This window comes from Clostridium sp. AM33-3, from assembly GCF_003480315.1.
Taxonomy (GTDB): Bacteria; Bacillota; Clostridia; order Lachnospirales; family Lachnospiraceae; genus Brotaphodocola.
The window spans coordinates 144,452-162,039 of record NZ_QUIV01000007.1; the positions used below are offsets into that span (position 1 = coordinate 144,452).

The window sequence follows — 17,588 nt, forward strand, 5'->3', positions numbered from 1 at the left end:
TGGAAACGGCTTTTTCTCATGCTTTATTTTTGATGCAGGATATGATATACTGTCTGCAATAGTATGCACTGATTCAGTATGAAATCTGATATGTGCACATTCCGTCAGGAGGAAACTGATATGAGAGACGGCTTTATCCGCACAGCGGCAGCTACACCTAAGATCAAGGTTGCAGACCCGGTTCATAACCGAGAGACCATCTGCCGGATCATAGAAGAATATGAAAAGAAAGGAGCAGAGCTTCTGGTCTTCCCGGAGCTGTGCCTTTCCGGATATACCTGTAACGATCTGTTCCAGCAGGAGATCCTGCTGGAACAGGTAAAAGAAGAATTAAAGAATCTTGTGGATTTCACAAAGGAACGGAAAATGCTTTTGTTTGCCGGACTTCCCTGGGAGCATGAGGGAAAGCTTTACAATGTGGCAGCAGCCATCTGTGATGGAGAACTCCTTGGCCTGGTGACAAAGACCAATATGCCGAACTATTCAGAGTTTTATGAACTGCGGCATTTTACACCTGGTATGGAGATACCGGTCCTGACAGACTGGCTGGACACCCAGGTTCCTATGGGAACCAACCTGCTGTTTACCTGTAAGGAGAATCCGAAGCTTACGGTGGCAGCCGAGATCTGTGAGGATGTGTGGGTACCGTGCCCGCCAAGTATCCGCCATGCGCTGGCCGGCGCAACCGTTATTGTGAACTGTTCCGCAAGTGATGAGGTGGTCGGAAAAGATTCCTACCGCCGGGAACTGATCTGCGGCCAGTCTGCGCGCCTCATCTGCGGTTATGTGTATGCCAACGCCGGAGAGGGTGAGTCTACCCAGGATCTGGTATTTGGCGGCCACAATATCATTGCGGAAAACGGAACCCGCCTGGCAGAGTCCTCCCGGTTCGTCCCGGAGACAGTCATGGCAGATATGGACCTGGAGCGTCTGAATGCGGAGCGCCGCCGTACCACCACGTACCCGGCAGCAGACCGAAGCGGTTATCAGACCATCTGTTTTTCGCTGGCTTCTTCTGAAAAAACTTCAGAAAAGCTTCTCCGCTATATCGATAACCGTCCGTTTGTACCGCACAATGAAGCGGAACGGAGCCGCCGGTGTGAGGAAATCTTCACGATTCAGGCCATGGGCTTAAAAAAACGCCTGGAGCACACAGGCTGCAGCCATGTGGTTCTCGGCATTTCCGGAGGACTGGATTCCACCCTGGCACTTCTTGTGGCGGCGAGGGCCTTTGATATGCTGGATATTCCGAGAAACCAGATTCATGCCATCACCATGCCATGCTTCGGCACGACAGATCGTACCTACCAGAATGCCTGCCAGATGACAGAAAAGCTTGGGGCATCTTTAAAGGAGATCGATATCAAGGCGTCGGTGACCCGTCATTTTGAGGACATCGGCCACGACATTTCTGTCCACGATGTGACCTACGAGAACGGACAGGCCAGAGAGCGCACCCAGATCCTGATGGATATCGCCAACCAGGTGGGCGGTATGGTAATCGGCACCGGTGACATGTCAGAGCTGGCTCTCGGCTGGGCTACCTATAACGGTGACCACATGTCCATGTACGGCGTAAATGTTTCTGTGCCGAAGACACTGGTCCGTCATCTGGTGCGCTATTATGCGGACGCCTGTGGCGAGGAAGCACTGAAGGCAGTTCTTCTGGATGTGCTGGATACTCCGGTAAGCCCGGAACTGCTTCCGCCGGAGAATGGCGTCATTTCCCAGAAGACAGAAGATCTGGTGGGACCGTATGAGCTTCACGATTTCTTCCTCTACTATGTGCTCCGTTTTGGCTTCCGGCCTTCCAGAATTTACCGGATGGCCCTGCAGGCATTTGAGGGAGAATATGACAGAGAGACGATACTCAAGTGGCTGAATGTATTTTACCGCCGCTTTTTTGCCCAGCAGTTTAAGCGTTCCTGTCTGCCGGATGGCCCGAAGGTCGGTTCTGTGGCTGTATCCCCGAGAGGAGATCTGCGCATGCCGAGCGATGCGGCAAGAAGAATCTGGATGGAGGATCTCGAAAACATCCATTAAACATAAGGAGAGTATAAAACGTGATCAGCAGTACAACCAACAAGCAGGTGAAATTTGTGAATGCTCTGGTGAAGAAAGCAAAAACCAGGCGAGAGGAAGATCTGTTCGTGGCGGAAGGACTCCGCATGTGTTCGGAAATTCCCAAAGACCGTATTCACACCCTGTATCTGTCCGAAAGCTTCAGCAAAACGAAGGAAGGCAAAGCACTCCGGGAAGGTGTGAAGCATATAGAACTGGTAACCGATGAAGTATTTAAAAACCTGTCTGACACTCAGACACCACAGGGGATCCTGGCGCTGGTAAAACAGTATCATTATACTCTGGAGGATGTGGCCGGCGGCAGCCGGAAGTCTGCACAGGCAGAGGACCTGCAGGAAAAACCGGCACTTCTCATGGTGCTGGAAACCATTCAGGATCCGGGCAATCTCGGAACGATCCTGCGCGCGGGCGAGGGCGCCGGTGTGACCGGCATCGTGATGGATGCGAACACCGCGGATATCTACAATCCCAAGGTGATCCGTTCCACCATGGGCTCCGTGCTCCGTATGCCGTTCGTCTATGTGGAGAATCTGCATGAAACGCTGGAAGAACTGAAAAAGAAAAAGATCCGCCTGTTCGCGGCTCATTTGCAGGGGAAACATGCCTATGACCAGGAGGATTATACCGGTCCTGCGGCATTTCTCATCGGAAATGAGGGCAACGGACTTACGGAGGAAACCGCGGCTATGGCAGACACCTACATCCGCATTCCCATGGAGGGCCGCGTGGAATCGTTAAATGCAGCTGTGGCAGCCTCAGTCCTTATGTTTGAGGCGGCAAGACAGCGCAGAAACCATACAGGAAAATAAGAAAGGGGGAGTTGTTATGGCAGCAATTTACTGGCTTATCGCTTTTGTAGTGCTGGTGGGGATCGAGATCATGACTACAGCCCTGACCACGATCTGGTTTGCGGGTGGCGCAGTCATTGCCTTTGTGGCAGCCCTCTTAGGCGCAGCGGTAGCAGTACAGCTTCTGGTATTTGTTGTGATCTCCTTCCTCCTGCTGTTTCTGACCCGCCCGCTGGCTATCAAGTATGTCAATACCTCTACGGTGAAGACAAATGCAGAGAGCCTGATCGGAAAAGATGCAGGAGTAACGGCAGAGATCGACAACACAAAAGAGACCGGTGCCGTTATGGTGCAGGGCCAGGAGTGGACCGCACGGGCAGAAAAAGACAGTGAGGTGTACCCGGAGGGAACCAGAGTCCGGATCCGTGCGATCCAGGGTGTGAAACTGATTGTGAGTGATGAAAAGGAGGAGGCATAATGGGTTTTCTGTTTATTTTTCCGTTACTGATCGTGATTTTAGCGGTGCTGGCATCCTGTATCCGCATTGTACCACAGGCTCAGGCACTGGTTGTGGAGCGTCTGGGAGCCTACCTGGACACCTGGTCGGTCGGTGTGCATTTTCTGGTTCCGTTTGTGGACCGCGTGGCAAAAAAGGTAAGCTTAAAGGAGCAGGTAGTTGATTTTGACCCACAGCCGGTCATCACCAAAGACAATGTTACCATGCGGATCGATACCGTTGTGTTTTTTCAGATCACAGATCCGAAGCTTTACGCCTACGGTGTGGTAAATCCGATCATGGCGATTGAAAATCTGACGGCAACCACTCTGAGAAATATCATCGGTGACCTGGAATTAGACCAGACCTTAACTTCCCGTGAGACCATCAATACCAAGATGCGGGCTTCCCTGGATGTGGCGACTGACCCCTGGGGCATTAAGGTAAACCGTGTAGAACTGAAAAACATCATCCCGCCGGCGGCCATCCAGGATGCCATGGAGAAGCAGATGAAGGCAGAGCGTGAGCGCCGTGAAGCGATTCTTAGAGCAGAGGGTGAGAAGAAATCCACGATTCTGGTTGCGGAAGGTAAGAAAGAATCCGCGATCCTAGATGCAGAGGCAGACAAACAGGCAGCGATCCTTCATGCGGAGGCAGAGAAAGAGCGCCGGATCCGCGAGGCAGAAGGTGAGGCTGAGGCAATCTTAAAAGTACAGCAGGCAAAGGCAGATGGTATCCGCTTCTTAAAGGAGGCAGGTGCAGATGCTGCCGTGCTTCAGCTTAAGAGCCTGGAGGCATTTGCGGCAGCAGCAGACGGCAAGGCCACCAAGATTATCATTCCGTCTGATATCCAGGGCATGGCAGGTCTGGTGACATCCGTGGCTGAGATCGCGAAGAATCAGGATGGAAAGCAATAAAAATTTTTATACAGAGGAGAGACAATTATGAACTTAAGAGGAAGACATTTTCTGACACTGAAGGACTACACTCCGGAGGAAATCCTGTATCTCCTGGATCTTTCCGCAGAGGTGAAGCGTAAGAAACAAGAAGGCATTCCGGTTGATAACTATAGAGGCAAAAACGTGGCCCTGATCTTTGAGAAGACCAGCACCCGCACCAGATGCTCCTTTGAGGTTGCAGCGCATGATATGGGCATGGGCACCACCTACCTGGATCCGTCAGGCTCCCAGATCGGCAAGAAGGAGAGCATCGCGGATACCGCACGCGTACTTGGCCGTATCTACGATGGTATCGAGTACCGCGGCTTTGGACAGGAAATTGTGGAAGAGCTTGCAAAATATGCAGGTGTTCCGGTATGGAACGGTCTGACCAACGAGTATCATCCGACCCAGATGCTGGCAGATATGCTGACAGTCCGTGAACAGCTTGGCCGTTTAAAGGGCGTTAAGTTTGTGTACATGGGTGATGCCCGCTACAACATGGGCAATTCCCTGATGATTGTCTGCTCCAAGCTGGGACTCCACTTTGTAGCATGCGCACCAAAGAAATATTTCCCGAATCCGGAGCTGGTAGCACAGTGTGAGGAGTACGCAAAAGAATCCGGTGCAACCATTACCCTGACTGAGAATGTGGAGGAGGCAACCAGGGACGCTGATGTTATCTGTACCGACGTATGGGTATCCATGGGTGAGCCGGACGAGGTATGGGAGGAGCGTATCCGCGACCTGACTCCGTATAAGGTTACCTCTGCTGTTATGAAGAATGCAGGTGAGAAGGCAATCTTCTTACACTGCCTGCCGTCCTTCCATGACTTAAAGACAAAGATCGGTGCTGAGATGGGTAAGCGTTTCGGCATTACTGACATGGAAGTAACCGATGAGGTGTTTGAGTCTGAGCAGTCCAAGGTCTTTGAGGAGGCAGAAAACCGTATGCACACCATCAAAGCAGTTATGATGGCAACGCTTGGAGTGTAATTTATGGCTGGGCAGGAGAAAAAACGCAATCCGCGCAGTGCGGCGCTGATTCTGGACCTGCTGCATATCGTGATTGGCATTCTTGTTGTTATCTGCGCCATTCTGGCGTTTTTGGATCCGGAAGGGAACAGTATTCTGTTCCCCGTGATTTTCTGGCTGGCAGCCCTGCTGAACGGTATAGTCGGCGGATTCCGGTTAAAAATGAGCGGACACGATAAAAAGAAGCAGGCGGGGGGAGCGGTCCAGTGCCTGCTGGCAGTGATCCTGACGATACTGGGTGTGTTAAGTGCCATCAGCATCTGGAGGTAAAGTTTGAAAAACGAAATTTTAAAATGCTTAAAACAGACAGACGGTTATGTTTCCGGGCAGGAGCTCTGTGAGCGTCTCGGGGTATCCCGCACCGCGGTGTGGAAGGTGATCCGCCAGCTGGAAGCGGAGGGCTATGAGATCGAGGCAGTGCGCAACCGTGGCTATCGTCTGCATGACAGTGCGGATATTTTAAATGAAGCAGAAATCCGTGCCGTATTAACATCTCAGTGGCTGGGACAGAATGTAAAGTTTTTAGAAGAGATTGATTCCACCAACAATGAAGTACGCCGTATGGCAGAGCAGGGCGCGCCGGAAGGCACCCTGGTGGTGGCAGAAAACCAGACAGCCGGAAAGGGCAGACGGGGGCGCAGATGGGACTCTCCAAAGGGGAGTGGGATCTGGTACAGTTTCCTGCTTCGCCCGGAGTTTGCGCCGGAGCATGCCTCCATGCTGACGCTTCTTGCAGCTATGGCTGTACAGAATTCCGTGAAAGAGGTCACCGGCCTTGATGGACTGATCAAATGGCCGAATGATATTGTGGTGAACGGCAAAAAAGTCTGCGGAATCCTGACGGAGATGAGCACGGAGGAGGATGCCATCCGTTATGTGGTGGTGGGAATCGGCATCAATGCCAATACCACGGATTTTCCGGAGGAAATCCGCGCTACGGCTACATCCCTGGCACTGGAGCTGGGCCATCCGGTTTGCCGGGCGGCTGTGATCAACGGTGTGATGTGCGCTTTTGAGGAATATTATGGAAGGTACCGCGAAACACTGGATATGAGCCTTCTGAAGGAACTCTATAATCAGAAGCTGGTCAATGCGGAGCGGGAAGTTAAGGTGCTGGCGCCGGGGGGTGATTACACCGGAATCTCCCACGGAATCAATGACGCGGGAGAGCTGATCGTGGAACTGCCTGACGGCAGCATCCGGGAGATCAATTCCGGAGAGGTGTCAGTAAGAGGAATTTATGGATATGTATGATGCAAAACAGCTGTATGACCGCTTGAAGGTTTCAGAGCGTGAGGACGGGATATTAGATCTGGATGCCAGACTGCGGGCCATGAACGGTCCGCTGCTTGCCTGGTACGAGGAGCATGCCCGGATCCTTCCCTGGAGGGAGAATCCGGAAGGCTACCGGGTCTGGATCTCGGAGATCATGCTGCAGCAGACCAGGGTTGAAGCGGTAAAACCTTATTTTGAGCGGTTTCTTGAGGCGCTGCCGGACGTGGCTTCGCTGGCATCTGTAGAGGATGACCGGCTGATGAAACTCTGGGAGGGCCTCGGCTATTATAACCGGGCGCGCAATTTAAAAAAGGCAGCAGGAGTCATTATGGAAGAATATGGCGGGAAGATGCCGGAGCAGTATGAGGAGCTCTTAAAGCTTCCGGGGATCGGCAGCTATACAGCCGGAGCCGTTTCTTCCATCGCCTTCGGTCATCCGGTGCCCGCTGTAGACGGAAATGTGCTCCGGGTTATTTCAAGGGTCACAGCCAGCCGGGAGGATATTTTGAAGGCATCCACAAAAAAGTGGATGGAGACTCATCTGCGGGAGACAATGCCCAAAAACCGGGCCAGCCATTTTAACCAGGGTCTCATTGAAATCGGTGCCATTGTCTGTGTGCCGAACGGGCAGCCCCATTGTGCAGAATGTCCGCTGGAGTCCATCTGCCTTGCAAAGCGGCAGAAACTGATCGGTGAGATCCCGGTCAAAACCCCACCGAAAAAACGCCGCCTGGAAGATAAAACGGTCTGTATTCTGGAATGCGGCAGCCGGGTGGGCCTGAATAAACGGGCTGACAGCGGGCTTCTGGCATCTCTTTATGAGCTTCCAAACCGCGAAGGCCATCTTGCGCCGGAGGAGGTGCCGGAGGCCTTTGGCCTGGATCCGGGAGAGATTGTGGAGCTGGAGCCAATCGGCCCGGCAAAGCATGTCTTTTCCCATGTAGAATGGCATATGACCGGCTACCGGGTACGGCTGAGGCATGAAATCCCGAAGTCCTACATTGCTGCTGCAAAAGAAGAGCTGAAAACGATTTACGCACTGCCGAATGCGTTTGGCAGGTATACAAAGATGATAGAATGACGATAATGAAAAAGAATGAGAAGGAGGCAGACGGTATTATATGGCAAAGAAAAAACAAATGCTTCTGATCATTAATCCGAGATCCGGAAGGGAGAAGATCCGCTTAAAGCTTCTGGATATTCTGGATGCCTACACAGGTGCCGGATACCAGATCCAGGTGCACGTGACGCAGAAATCCCTGGATGCCAGAGATGCTGTCTTAAAATATGGCGGAAAGAAAGATCTGATCGTGTGCAGCGGCGGAGACGGAACCCTGAATGAGGTCATTTCCGGCATGATGGAGCTGACAAAGCCTGTTGCCTTGGGCTATATCCCGGCCGGCTCTACCAACGATTTTGCGTCCAGCCTGAAACTTCCAAAACAGATGATGCCGGCAGCCCTGAATGCGGTAAATGGCATTCCCCGTGCTGTCGATATCGGCAGGTTCTGTGAGGACAGCTATTTTGCTTACGTGGCGGGCTTTGGAGCCTTCACGGAGGTGTCCTACATGACGCCGCAGGATAAGAAAAATCTGCTTGGACATCAGGCGTATATTCTGGAGGGCGTAAAGAGCCTTGCTTCTATCAAATCCTACGTCATGAAGGTTACCTCTCCGGCAGAAACCATAGAAGGAGAGTTTATCTATGGCATGGTGACCAACACCGTCAGTGTGGGTGGGTTTAAAGGACTGATCAATCAGAATGTATCGCTGAGTGATGGTCTGTTTGAGGTGCTTCTGATCCGTATGCCGAAAACACCACTGGAGTTCAGCAGTATTGTGACGGGGCTCTTGATGCGGGAGGAGGAAACAAGTGATCTCATCTATAAATTCAAAGCCAGTGAGCTGCATATTGAGGCACAGGAGCCGGTAGACTGGGTGCTGGACGGAGAATTCGGAGGAAGCAAAACAGCAGTGTCCATCCGGAATCTGCCGCGGCAGATTGAGATTCTCTGCCCGGAACCGGGAAAGGAACGAAAATATGCTGTATAATGAGAAGATACCTGCCGTAAAAACAGAGAATAATGAAAATAATTGTTGAAATCTGCCGCTGGGTATTATATAATGGTTAGTTGTGTAGGCTTTCGTAAACCTTCAACTGAAAGGATGTTACTGTGGAAAAAGACAATTTTTTAGATAAGCTGAAAAAGCTGGTAGAAGTTGCCAAAACAAAGCATAATGCATTGGACATCACCGAGATCAATGACTTTTTTAAAGGGGAAAACCTTGGTCCTGAGCAGATGGAGCAGATTTACAGCTTCCTCGAGGAAAAAAATATTGATGTAGTCCCTGTTATTGATGATGCTGCCCTTGCAGATGACAGTCTGCTTCTCGATGACGATGATGTAGACATGGACGACAGCTTCATGAAGGATTCCGATGATATTGAGCTGGATGCGGTTGATCTGCTTGAGGGAATCGGAACTGAGGATCCGGTCCGCATGTACTTAAAGGAAATCGGAACCGTACCGCTGCTTACCACCGAGGAAGAGCTGACGCTTGCAAAGCGTAAGGCAGAGGGCGATGAATATGCAAAAGAGCGACTGATCGAGGCAAACCTGCGTCTGGTAGTAAGTATTGCAAAGCGCTATACCGGCCGCGGCATGAGCTTCCTTGATCTGGTCCAGGAGGGCAATCTTGGTCTGATCAAGGGTGTAGAGAAGTTTGATTATACAAAGGGATATAAACTGAGTACATATGCGACTTGGTGGATCAGGCAGTCTGTAACCCGTGCGCTTGCGGATCAGGCCCGTACGATCCGTGTGCCGGTGCATATGGTAGAGACCATCAACAAGATGTCCAAGATGCAGCGTAAGCTGACTCTGGAACTGGGCTATGAGCCGTCTGTTGCGGAGCTGGCAGATGCTTTGGAGATGTCTGAGGATAAGGTTATGGAGATCATGCAGATCGCCAGAGAACCTGCATCGCTGGAAACACCGATCGGTGAGGAAGATGATTCCAATCTGGGAGATTTTGTTGCAGACAGCAATGCTGTGACACCGGAGGGCAATGTGGAGAACGTGATGCTGCGGGAGCACATCGACGCGCTTCTTGGAGATTTAAAGGATCGTGAGCGTCAGGTTATCGTGATGCGATTCGGCCTGGAGGATGGCCATCCGCGCACACTGGAGGAGGTTGGAAAGTCCTTCAATGTAACCCGTGAGCGTATTCGCCAGATTGAAGCGAAGGCACTGAGAAAACTGCGCAATCCGGTCAGAAGCAAACGGATCCGTGATTTCCTGTAAAAGGAGCTGTTATGAACCGCAGAAATTATCAGCGTGAGCTGGAAGCAGTCATAAAAGAAAATGAAAACAAGAGTCGGGTTCCCCGGCTCTTGTTGCATAGTTGCTGCGCTCCCTGCAGCAGCTATGTGCTGGAATACCTGTCAGATTATTTTGAGATCACTGTATTTTATTATAATCCCAATATTTCTCCGGCTGAGGAATACGAAAAGCGTGCCGCAGAGCAGCAGCATCTGATCCGGGAGCTGCCTGCAAAGCATCCCATTACGCTTGTAGTCGGTGCTTATGAGCCGGAACGCTTTTACGCAGTAAGCAGGGGACTTGAGACAGTTCCGGAGGGTGGAGAACGCTGTTTTCGGTGTTACCGACTGCGTCTGGAAGCGGCTGCCAAAATGGCGGCGGAGGGCGGTTTTGATTATTTTGCCACGACTCTTACTATCAGTCCGCTTAAGAATGCCGGCAAACTCAATGAGATCGGAGAGGAACTCTCTCAAATCTACAAGGTAGAGCACCTGCCATCGGATTTCAAGAAGAAAAACGGTTACAGGCGTTCCGTGGAATTATCTGCGGAATATGGACTTTACCGGCAGAATTACTGCGGCTGCGTGTTCTCAAAAAGAGAACAGGAACTTAGGGAAGAACCTTGACACTTGTCGTGATTTGTAATAAAATTTATTAAGGTTGATATTAATTCTAAAGGAGACGTGAACTATGCTTAGTAAGAATTTAACCGTTGTAAATCCGTCCGGATTACACTTAAGACCGGCAGGAGTTTTATCCCAGACTGCCATGAAATTCAAATGTGACGTTATCATCGAGTGTGGTGAGAAGAGAATCATTGCAAAGAGCGTATTAAACGTAATGGCAGCAGGCATCAAGTCCGGTACCGAGATTACCCTGATCTGTGACGGTGAGGATGAGGCAGCCGCTATGGAGACTGTGAGCAAAGCAATCGAGAGCGGTCTTGGAGAAATGTAAGTCTTCTTTGAACAAATGCAAGTGAACATATTTGAATAGAAAAAGGTATCTTTTGGAAGAAAATTCTGGAAGATACCTTTTTTATTTCTGAGAATGCAATAAAATACTGATAATAGCAATCAAAAGATATAAATAGACAAATAATCTGACAATTTAAAATAAAAAAAGGATTTACAAATGAGAAAATATGTAGTATTATGCAGGAAGATTACACAAGGAAATCGCGAGGGTGCGAAAATTCGAAATGGATTTTCGCGCCCTCTTTTCATTTGCTCTGCAGATTGAGAAAGCGCCAAAAGGCGCATCCGCTGATTTCCCCATTACAAAACAGGAAAGGAAATGATTTATGGACAGCGATCAGAGAACCTTAACCAACTCCCCAAAAAACTCTGCTCCTACAGCAAAGGCTCCGGGCCTTTATGATCCGAGCTTTGAGCATGACAACTGTGGTATCGGTGCTGTAGCCAATATCAAGGGTATCCCGAGCCACCGTACCGTGGAGCAGGCACTTCATATTGTAGAAAACCTGGAACACCGCGCCGGCAAGGACGCGGAAGGAAAGACCGGAGATGGTGTCGGCATCATGCTTCAGATTTCCCACAAATTCTTCCAGAAGGTAACAAAGCCGCTTGGCATTGAGCTTGGCGAGGCCCGTGAATACGGTGTCGGCATGTTCTTCTTCCCCCAGGATGAACTTGCAAGAAACCAGGCAAAGAAAATGCTGGAGGTGATTGTAAAGAAGGAGGGACTGAAGTTCCTTGGCTGGAGAACCCTTCCGACTCATCCGGAGAAGATCGGTGATAAGGCTGTAGAGAAAATGCCTTACATCATGCAGGGCTTTATCGGAAAGCCGGCAGAGGTGGAAAAGGGACTGGATTTTGACCGTCGCCTCTATGTGGCACGCCGCGTATTCGAGCAGAGCAATGACGACACTTATGTGGTATCCATGAGCAGCCGCACAATTGTATACAAGGGTATGTTCCTGGTCAAAGAGCTGCGTCAGTTCTTTGAGGATCTGCAGGATCCGGATTATGAGTCCGCTATTGCAACCGTACATTCCCGTTTCAGCACCAATACCAACCCGAGCTGGATGCGTGCCCATCCGAACCGCATTATTGTCCACAACGGTGAGATCAACACTATCCGCGGCAACGTGGATAAGATGATGGCTCGCGAGGAGAACATGGAAACAAAGTTCTTCAAGTCTGACATGTACAAGGTTCTTCCGATCATCAGCCAGGAGGGCTCTGACTCTGCCATGTTAGATAACGCGCTGGAATTTATGGTCATGAGCGGCATGGAGCTTCCGATGGCGGTTATGATCCTGATCCCGGCTCCGTGGCAGCATGACCGGTTCATGCCGCAGGAGGTCAAGGACTTCTACCGTTACTACGCAACCATGATGGAACCATGGGATGGCCCGGCCTCCATTGTATTCAGTGATGGTGATGTAATGGGTGCGGTTCTTGACCGCAACGGCCTGCGTCCGTCTCGTTACTACATTACTGATGACGACCAGGTGATCCTGGCTTCCGAGGTTGGCGCGATCGATATCGACCAGTCCCATGTCATTAAGAAAGAGCGCTTAAGACCGGGCAAGATGCTCCTCATCGATACTGTGAAGGGCGAACTGGTAGGAGATGAGGAATTAAAGCTCCGTTATGCGTCCCGCCAGCCGTATGGTGAGTGGCTGGATGCCCAGATGGTAGACTTAAAAGATCTTCCGATTCCGAACAAGGGCGTGCCGGAGCTGACTAAAAAACAGCGTGCGCAGATGCAGAAGACCTACGGCTATACCTACGAGCAGTATAAGACGATGATCCTTCCGATGGCATTAAATGGTGCAGAGGCCGTTTCCGCTATGGGTGCGGACAGTCCGCTGGCCGTGCTGTCCAAGAAGCATCAGCCGCTGTTTAACTACTTCAAACAGCTCTTTGCACAGGTAACCAATCCGCCGATCGATGCGATCCGTGAGGAAATCGTAACTTCTACCACGGTTTATGTCGGTGAAGAGGGCAATGTACTGGAGGAGGCTCCGGAGAACTGCCACATCTTAAAGGTAGATAATCCGATCCTGACCTGTACCGATCTGTTAAAGATTAAATATATGAAGAAACCGGGCTTCAAGGTAGAAGTGATCCCGATCACCTATTATAAGAATACTTCCCTGGCCAAGGCGATTGAGCGCCTGTTCCTGGAGGTAGACCGTGCGCACCGCGACGGCATCAACATCATCATCCTGTCTGACCGTGACATCGATGAAAACCATGTGCCGATTCCGTCCCTGTTAGCGGTATCTGCCCTGCAGCAGCATCTGGTAAAGACCAAGAAGCGCACTTCCATGGCTCTGATCCTGGAGAGCGGCGAGCCGAGAGAGGTACATCACTTCGCAACTTTGCTGGGCTTTGGTGCCAGCGCCATCAACCCGTATCTGGCTCAGGAGTCTGTTCACTACCTGATCGAGTCCAAGATGTTAGATAAGGACTATTATGCAGCCGTAAATGACTACAATTCCGCAGTCCTTCACGGCATTGTCAAGATCGCGTCCAAGATGGGTATTTCCACCATCCAGTCCTACCAGGGCGCGCAGATCTTTGAGGCTATTGGCATCTCTAAAGAGGTCATCGACAAGTACTTTACCAACACGGTCAGCCGTGTGGGCGGTATCACCCTGGAAGATATCGCTAATGATGTGGATGTGCTGCATTCCACCGCATTTGACCCGTTGGGCCTGGATGTAGATCTGACCCTGGAGAGCGTGGGAAGCCACAAGGAGCGCTCTGGTCAGGAAGAACACCTGTACAATCCGCGTACCATCCATCTGCTCCAGCAGGCGGCATGGACCGGAAATTATGAAATCTTCAAAGAGTACAGCCATGCGCTGAACGAGGAAGAACAGACCATTAACCTGCGAAGTCTCATTGACTTTAACTTCGATGAAAACGGAGGTATCCCGATCGATGAGGTCGAGAGTGTGGACTCCATCGTGAAACGTTTTAAGACCGGCGCGATGTCTTACGGCTCCATTTCCCAGGAAGCCCATGAGACTCTGGCCATTGCCATGAACCGTCTGGGCGGCAAGTCCAATACCGGTGAGGGTGGTGAGAGCCTGGAACGTCTGGTTCCGGGATCAAAAAACAACAACCGCTGTTCCGCTATCAAGCAGGTGGCATCCGGACGATTTGGCGTTACTTCCCGTTATCTGGTCAGCGCCCAGGAAATCCAGATCAAGATGGCCCAGGGCGCGAAGCCTGGTGAGGGTGGACAGCTTCCGGGCGGAAAGGTATATCCGTGGGTGGCTAAGACCCGTCATTCAACAACCGGTGTCGGCCTGATCTCCCCGCCGCCGCACCACGATATCTATTCCATTGAGGATCTGGCACAGTTAATTTATGACTTAAAGAATTCCAACACCAGAGCAAGGATCTCTGTAAAGCTGGTATCTGAGGCCGGTGTGGGAACCGTAGCCGCCGGTGTTGCAAAGGCAGGTGCACAGGTTATCCTGATATCCGGCTTTGACGGCGGTACCGGTGCTGCTCCGAGAAACTCCATCTACAATGCGGGACTTCCGTGGGAGCTTGGCGTGGCTGAGGCGCACCAGACCCTGATCATGAACGGCCTGCGCGACAAAGTCATTCTGGAGACTGACGGTAAGCTGATGACCGGACGTGATGTGGCTATTGCCTGCATTCTGGGTGCCGAGGAGTTCGGTTTCGCAACCGCTCCGCTGGTAACCATGGGCTGCGTCATGATGCGTGTCTGCAACCTGGATACCTGTCCGGTGGGCATCGCGACTCAGAACCCGGAGCTGAGAAAACGCTTCAAGGGCAAACCGGAGTACGTGGTAAACTTTATGCATTTCGTAGCACAGGAGCTGCGTGAGTACATGGCAAAACTGGGTGTCCGCACCGTGGATGAGCTGGTTGGCCGTACCGATTTATTAAAGAAGAAAGAGCACATTCCGTCTGAGCGTGCGAATAAAGTGGATTTAAGCAATATCCTTGGAAATCCCTACGAGGGCATGCATTTTTGCGGTTACCGCGATAAACTGGAATACGATTTCAAGCTGGATCAGACCATCGACGAGCAGGTATTCTTAAAGCAGTTAAAGACCGCCCTGAACAAGGGACAGAAGAAGAGCCTGCAGGTGGATGTCTCCAACGTAGACCGTACCCTGGGAACCATTTTCGGATCCGAAATCACCAGACAGTATCCGGACGGCCTGCCGGAGGATACCTTCACCATCCAGTGTAACGGAAGCGGCGGCCAGAGCTTTGGCGCCTTCATCCCGAAGGGACTGACCCTGGAGCTGGTAGGTGACAGCAATGACTACTTCGGAAAAGGCTTATCCGGCGGCAAGCTGATCGTATATCCGCCGAAGGCTGTAAACTTTAAGGCAGAGGAAAATATTGTTATCGGTAACGTTGCACTTTACGGCGCTACCAGCGGCAAGGCTTACATCAACGGCGTAGCCGGTGAGCGTTTCTGTGTCCGCAACTCCGGCGCAACGGCAGTTGTCGAGGGCGTGGGCGATCACGGATGTGAGTACATGACCGGCGGCCGTGTCGTAGTCCTTGGCACCACAGGAAAGAACTTCGCAGCCGGCATGAGCGGCGGTATTGCTTATGTGCTGGATGAAAACCGTGATTTCTACAAGCGCCTGAACAAGGAACTGGTTTCCCTGGAAGAGGTAACCAACAAGTACGATGTCCAGGAATTAAAAGAAATGATCCAGGAGCATGTGACTTACACCAACTCCGCAAGAGGAAAAGAGATTCTGGATCACTTTGGCGAGTACCTGCCGAAATTCAAGAAGGTTATGCCTCATGACTACCGCCGCATGATGAACACCATCGTGCAGATGGAGGAGAAGGGCCTGAGCAGTGAGCAGGCGCAGATTGAGGCATTCTACGCAAATCAGAGAAAGTAAGGAGGAGAGAAGATGGGAAAGCCAACAGGATTTTTGGAATATGACAGAGTAAACGGCAAGGCGGCTGCACCACTGGAGCGCATCAAAAACTTCAATGAGTTCCACACTCCTTTGACGGAGGCACAGCAGAGAAAGCAGGGCGCACGCTGTATGGAGTGCGGAGTCCCCTTCTGCCAGTCCGGCATGATGATGAACGGCATGGTATCCGGCTGTCCGCTCCACAACCTGGTTCCGGAGTGGAATGACCTGGTGTACACCGGAAACTGGGGTCAGGCTTATAACCGCCTGAAAAAGACCAACAGCTTTCCGGAGTTTACCAGTCGTGTGTGTCCGGCTCCCTGTGAGGCAGCCTGCACCTGCGGCCTGAACGGAGATCCGGTCAGTATCAAGGAAAACGAGCATGCCATCATTGAAAAAGCCTACGAGACAGGAGCGGCAGGGCCAAAACCGCCGCATCTGCGTACCGATAAAAAGATCGCAGTCATCGGCTCCGGCCCCTCCGGCCTGGCTGCGGCAGACCAGTTAAATAAGCGCGGACACAATGTGACCGTGTTTGAGCGGGAGGACCGCGTGGGCGGTCTTCTGATGTACGGTATCCCGAATATGAAGCTGGAAAAGCAGATCATTGACCGCAAAATCAACGTGATGAAGGAAGAGGGCGTGACCTTTGTGACCGGCGCCAATGTCGGAAAGAACTACAAGGCAGCGAAGCTTTTAAAGGAATTTGACAGCGTAGTGCTGGCCTGCGGCGCATCCAATCCCCGGGACATCAATGTGCCGGGCCGGGACGCAGAGGGTATTTACTTTGCGGTAGACTTCTTAAAATCCACCACAAAGAGCCTGTTAAATTCTAACCTGGAGGACGGCAATTACATTTCCGCAAAGGATAAGCATGTCATTGTCATCGGCGGCGGCGATACCGGAAACGACTGTGTCGGCACAGCCATCCGCCATGGCTGTGCATCCGTGACCCAGCTGGAGATGATGCCGAAACTTCCGGAAAAGCGCACGGAGAACAACAGCTGGCCGGAGTGGCCGCGTATCTTAAAGACTGACTACGGCCAGGAAGAGGCCATTGCCGTGTTTGGTCATGACCCGCGCATCTACCAGACTACTGTGAAAGAGTTTGTGAAGGATGAGAGCGGCAAGCTGGTAAAAGCAATCCTTGTCAGCCTGAAGGCAGAGAAGAACCCGGAGACCGGACGTATGTCCATGGTGCCGGTGGAAGGCTCCGAGAAGGAGGTGCCGGCAGATCTGGTGCTGATCGCGGCAGGATTTTTAGGTGCCCAGAGTTACGTTGCAGACGCATTCGGCGTAGAACTGAATGCCCGTACTAACGTAGCAACCGAAGCCGGAAAATATGCCACCAATGTTGAGAAAGTCTTCACCGCAGGAGATATGCACCGGGGACAGTCCCTGGTGGTATGGGCCATTCACGAAGGCCGCGATGTGGCAAAGGAAGTGGACAAGTATCTGATGGGATATACGAATCTGGCGTAACATTTGCCTGTAAAAATAAAAAATCCGCTTGACAGGAAGTCGGTCATCTTATATAATGTTGTTATTGCATGAGCAATACATACAATTTATAAGATGGCCTGGTGGCTCAGCTGGTTAGAGCGCCGCCCTGTCACGGCGGAGGTCGTGGGTTCGAACCCCATCCGGGTCGTTAAAAAGAAGTCTGGCAGCAGGCTTCTTTTTTGCGTAAATAAAAATTTGAGTTACAAAGCTGAATAAAGGTCCGGAAGTGAAAGAGACCGCCTTC

The 17,588-nt window shown here is 51.4% G+C and carries 14 protein-coding genes and 1 tRNA gene; all 15 read left to right on the forward strand.

The features are described from left to right. Positions 1-120 precede the first annotated feature (120 nt). Positions 121-2,043: an NAD(+) synthase gene (locus DW819_RS06205; protein WP_118732537.1), complete on the forward strand. Its 1,923-nt coding sequence runs from the start codon at positions 121-123 to the stop codon at positions 2,041-2,043. A 20-nt stretch (positions 2,044-2,063) separates the two neighbouring features. Beyond that, positions 2,064-2,891: an RNA methyltransferase gene (locus tag DW819_RS06210; RefSeq protein ID WP_118732538.1), complete on the forward strand. Its 828-nt coding sequence runs from the start codon at positions 2,064-2,066 to the stop codon at positions 2,889-2,891. Between the two features lie 16 nt (positions 2,892-2,907). Continuing rightward, the gene (locus DW819_RS06215; RefSeq protein ID WP_118732539.1) at positions 2,908-3,348 is read left to right on the forward strand and encodes an NfeD family protein; all 441 of its coding nucleotides are present in this window, start codon (positions 2,908-2,910) and stop codon (positions 3,346-3,348) included. Continuing rightward, complete coding sequence (locus tag DW819_RS06220; RefSeq protein WP_118732540.1) at positions 3,348-4,283, forward strand: SPFH domain-containing protein; 936 nt, start codon at positions 3,348-3,350, stop codon at positions 4,281-4,283. The genes DW819_RS06215 and DW819_RS06220 overlap by 1 nt, the downstream gene beginning before the upstream one ends. 27 nt (positions 4,284-4,310) lie before the next feature. Then, positions 4,311-5,300 (forward strand): ornithine carbamoyltransferase, encoded by a 990-nt coding sequence (gene argF, locus DW819_RS06225; protein WP_118732541.1) that lies wholly within the window; start codon positions 4,311-4,313, stop codon positions 5,298-5,300. A gap of 3 nt (positions 5,301-5,303) precedes the next feature. Beyond that, positions 5,304-5,609, forward strand: coding sequence for a DUF6637 family protein (locus DW819_RS06230; protein ID WP_118732542.1), 306 nt, complete (start codon positions 5,304-5,306; stop codon positions 5,607-5,609). Positions 5,610-5,612: 3 nt separating this feature from the next. Next, positions 5,613-6,593 (forward strand): biotin--[acetyl-CoA-carboxylase] ligase, encoded by a 981-nt coding sequence (locus DW819_RS06235; RefSeq protein WP_118732543.1) that lies wholly within the window; start codon positions 5,613-5,615, stop codon positions 6,591-6,593. Continuing rightward, positions 6,580-7,695 (forward strand): A/G-specific adenine glycosylase, encoded by a 1,116-nt coding sequence (gene mutY, locus DW819_RS06240; RefSeq protein ID WP_118732544.1) that lies wholly within the window; start codon positions 6,580-6,582, stop codon positions 7,693-7,695. Before DW819_RS06235 ends, mutY begins: the two co-directional genes overlap by 14 nt. Positions 7,696-7,735: 40 nt before the next feature. After that, positions 7,736-8,665 carry a diacylglycerol kinase family protein gene (locus DW819_RS06245; protein ID WP_118732545.1) on the forward strand — a complete coding sequence of 310 codons (930 nt, stop codon included), beginning with the start codon at positions 7,736-7,738 and terminating at the stop codon, positions 8,663-8,665. A gap of 122 nt (positions 8,666-8,787) precedes the next feature. Continuing rightward, entirely contained in the window at positions 8,788-9,918 is a 1,131-nt protein-coding gene (gene rpoD / locus DW819_RS06250; RefSeq protein WP_118732546.1) for an RNA polymerase sigma factor RpoD, read from the forward strand. An 11-nt stretch (positions 9,919-9,929) separates the two neighbouring features. Further along, on the forward strand, positions 9,930-10,562 hold the full coding sequence (locus DW819_RS06255; RefSeq protein ID WP_118732547.1) for an epoxyqueuosine reductase QueH: 633 nt from the start codon (positions 9,930-9,932) through the stop codon (positions 10,560-10,562). A gap of 64 nt (positions 10,563-10,626) precedes the next feature. Next, a complete protein-coding gene (locus tag DW819_RS06260) occupies positions 10,627-10,893 on the forward strand; it encodes an HPr family phosphocarrier protein (RefSeq protein WP_118533218.1) in 267 nt (88 codons plus the stop codon). Positions 10,894-11,239: 346 nt separating this feature from the next. Continuing rightward, positions 11,240-15,823 (forward strand): glutamate synthase large subunit, encoded by a 4,584-nt coding sequence (gene gltB, locus DW819_RS06265; RefSeq protein WP_118732548.1) that lies wholly within the window; start codon positions 11,240-11,242, stop codon positions 15,821-15,823. Between the two features lie 12 nt (positions 15,824-15,835). Continuing rightward, positions 15,836-17,323: a glutamate synthase subunit beta gene (locus DW819_RS06270; protein WP_118732549.1), complete on the forward strand. Its 1,488-nt coding sequence runs from the start codon at positions 15,836-15,838 to the stop codon at positions 17,321-17,323. A gap of 95 nt (positions 17,324-17,418) precedes the next feature. Next, a tRNA-Asp gene (locus tag DW819_RS06275) sits at positions 17,419-17,492 on the forward strand. Positions 17,493-17,588: the final 96 nt, after the last annotated feature.

Bases quoted from the DNA above. Each gene is read 5' to 3' on its own strand.
- DW819_RS06205 (WP_118732537.1), top strand. From the start codon at position 121: ATGAGAGACGGCTTTATCCGCACAGCGGCAGCTACACCTAAGATCAAG.
- DW819_RS06215 (WP_118732539.1), top strand. From the start codon at position 2,908: ATGGCAGCAATTTACTGGCTTATCGCTTTTGTAGTGCTGGTGGGGATC.
- DW819_RS06220 (WP_118732540.1), top strand. From the start codon at position 3,348: ATGGGTTTTCTGTTTATTTTTCCGTTACTGATCGTGATTTTAGCGGTG.
- argF (WP_118732541.1), top strand. From the start codon at position 4,311: ATGAACTTAAGAGGAAGACATTTTCTGACACTGAAGGACTACACTCCG.
- DW819_RS06230 (WP_118732542.1), top strand. From the start codon at position 5,304: ATGGCTGGGCAGGAGAAAAAACGCAATCCGCGCAGTGCGGCGCTGATT.
- mutY (WP_118732544.1), top strand. From the start codon at position 6,580: ATGGATATGTATGATGCAAAACAGCTGTATGACCGCTTGAAGGTTTCA.
- DW819_RS06245 (WP_118732545.1), top strand. From the start codon at position 7,736: ATGGCAAAGAAAAAACAAATGCTTCTGATCATTAATCCGAGATCCGGA.
- DW819_RS06255 (WP_118732547.1), top strand. From the start codon at position 9,930: ATGAACCGCAGAAATTATCAGCGTGAGCTGGAAGCAGTCATAAAAGAA.
- DW819_RS06260 (WP_118533218.1), top strand. From the start codon at position 10,627: ATGCTTAGTAAGAATTTAACCGTTGTAAATCCGTCCGGATTACACTTA.
- gltB (WP_118732548.1), top strand. From the start codon at position 11,240: ATGGACAGCGATCAGAGAACCTTAACCAACTCCCCAAAAAACTCTGCT.
- DW819_RS06270 (WP_118732549.1), top strand. From the start codon at position 15,836: ATGGGAAAGCCAACAGGATTTTTGGAATATGACAGAGTAAACGGCAAG.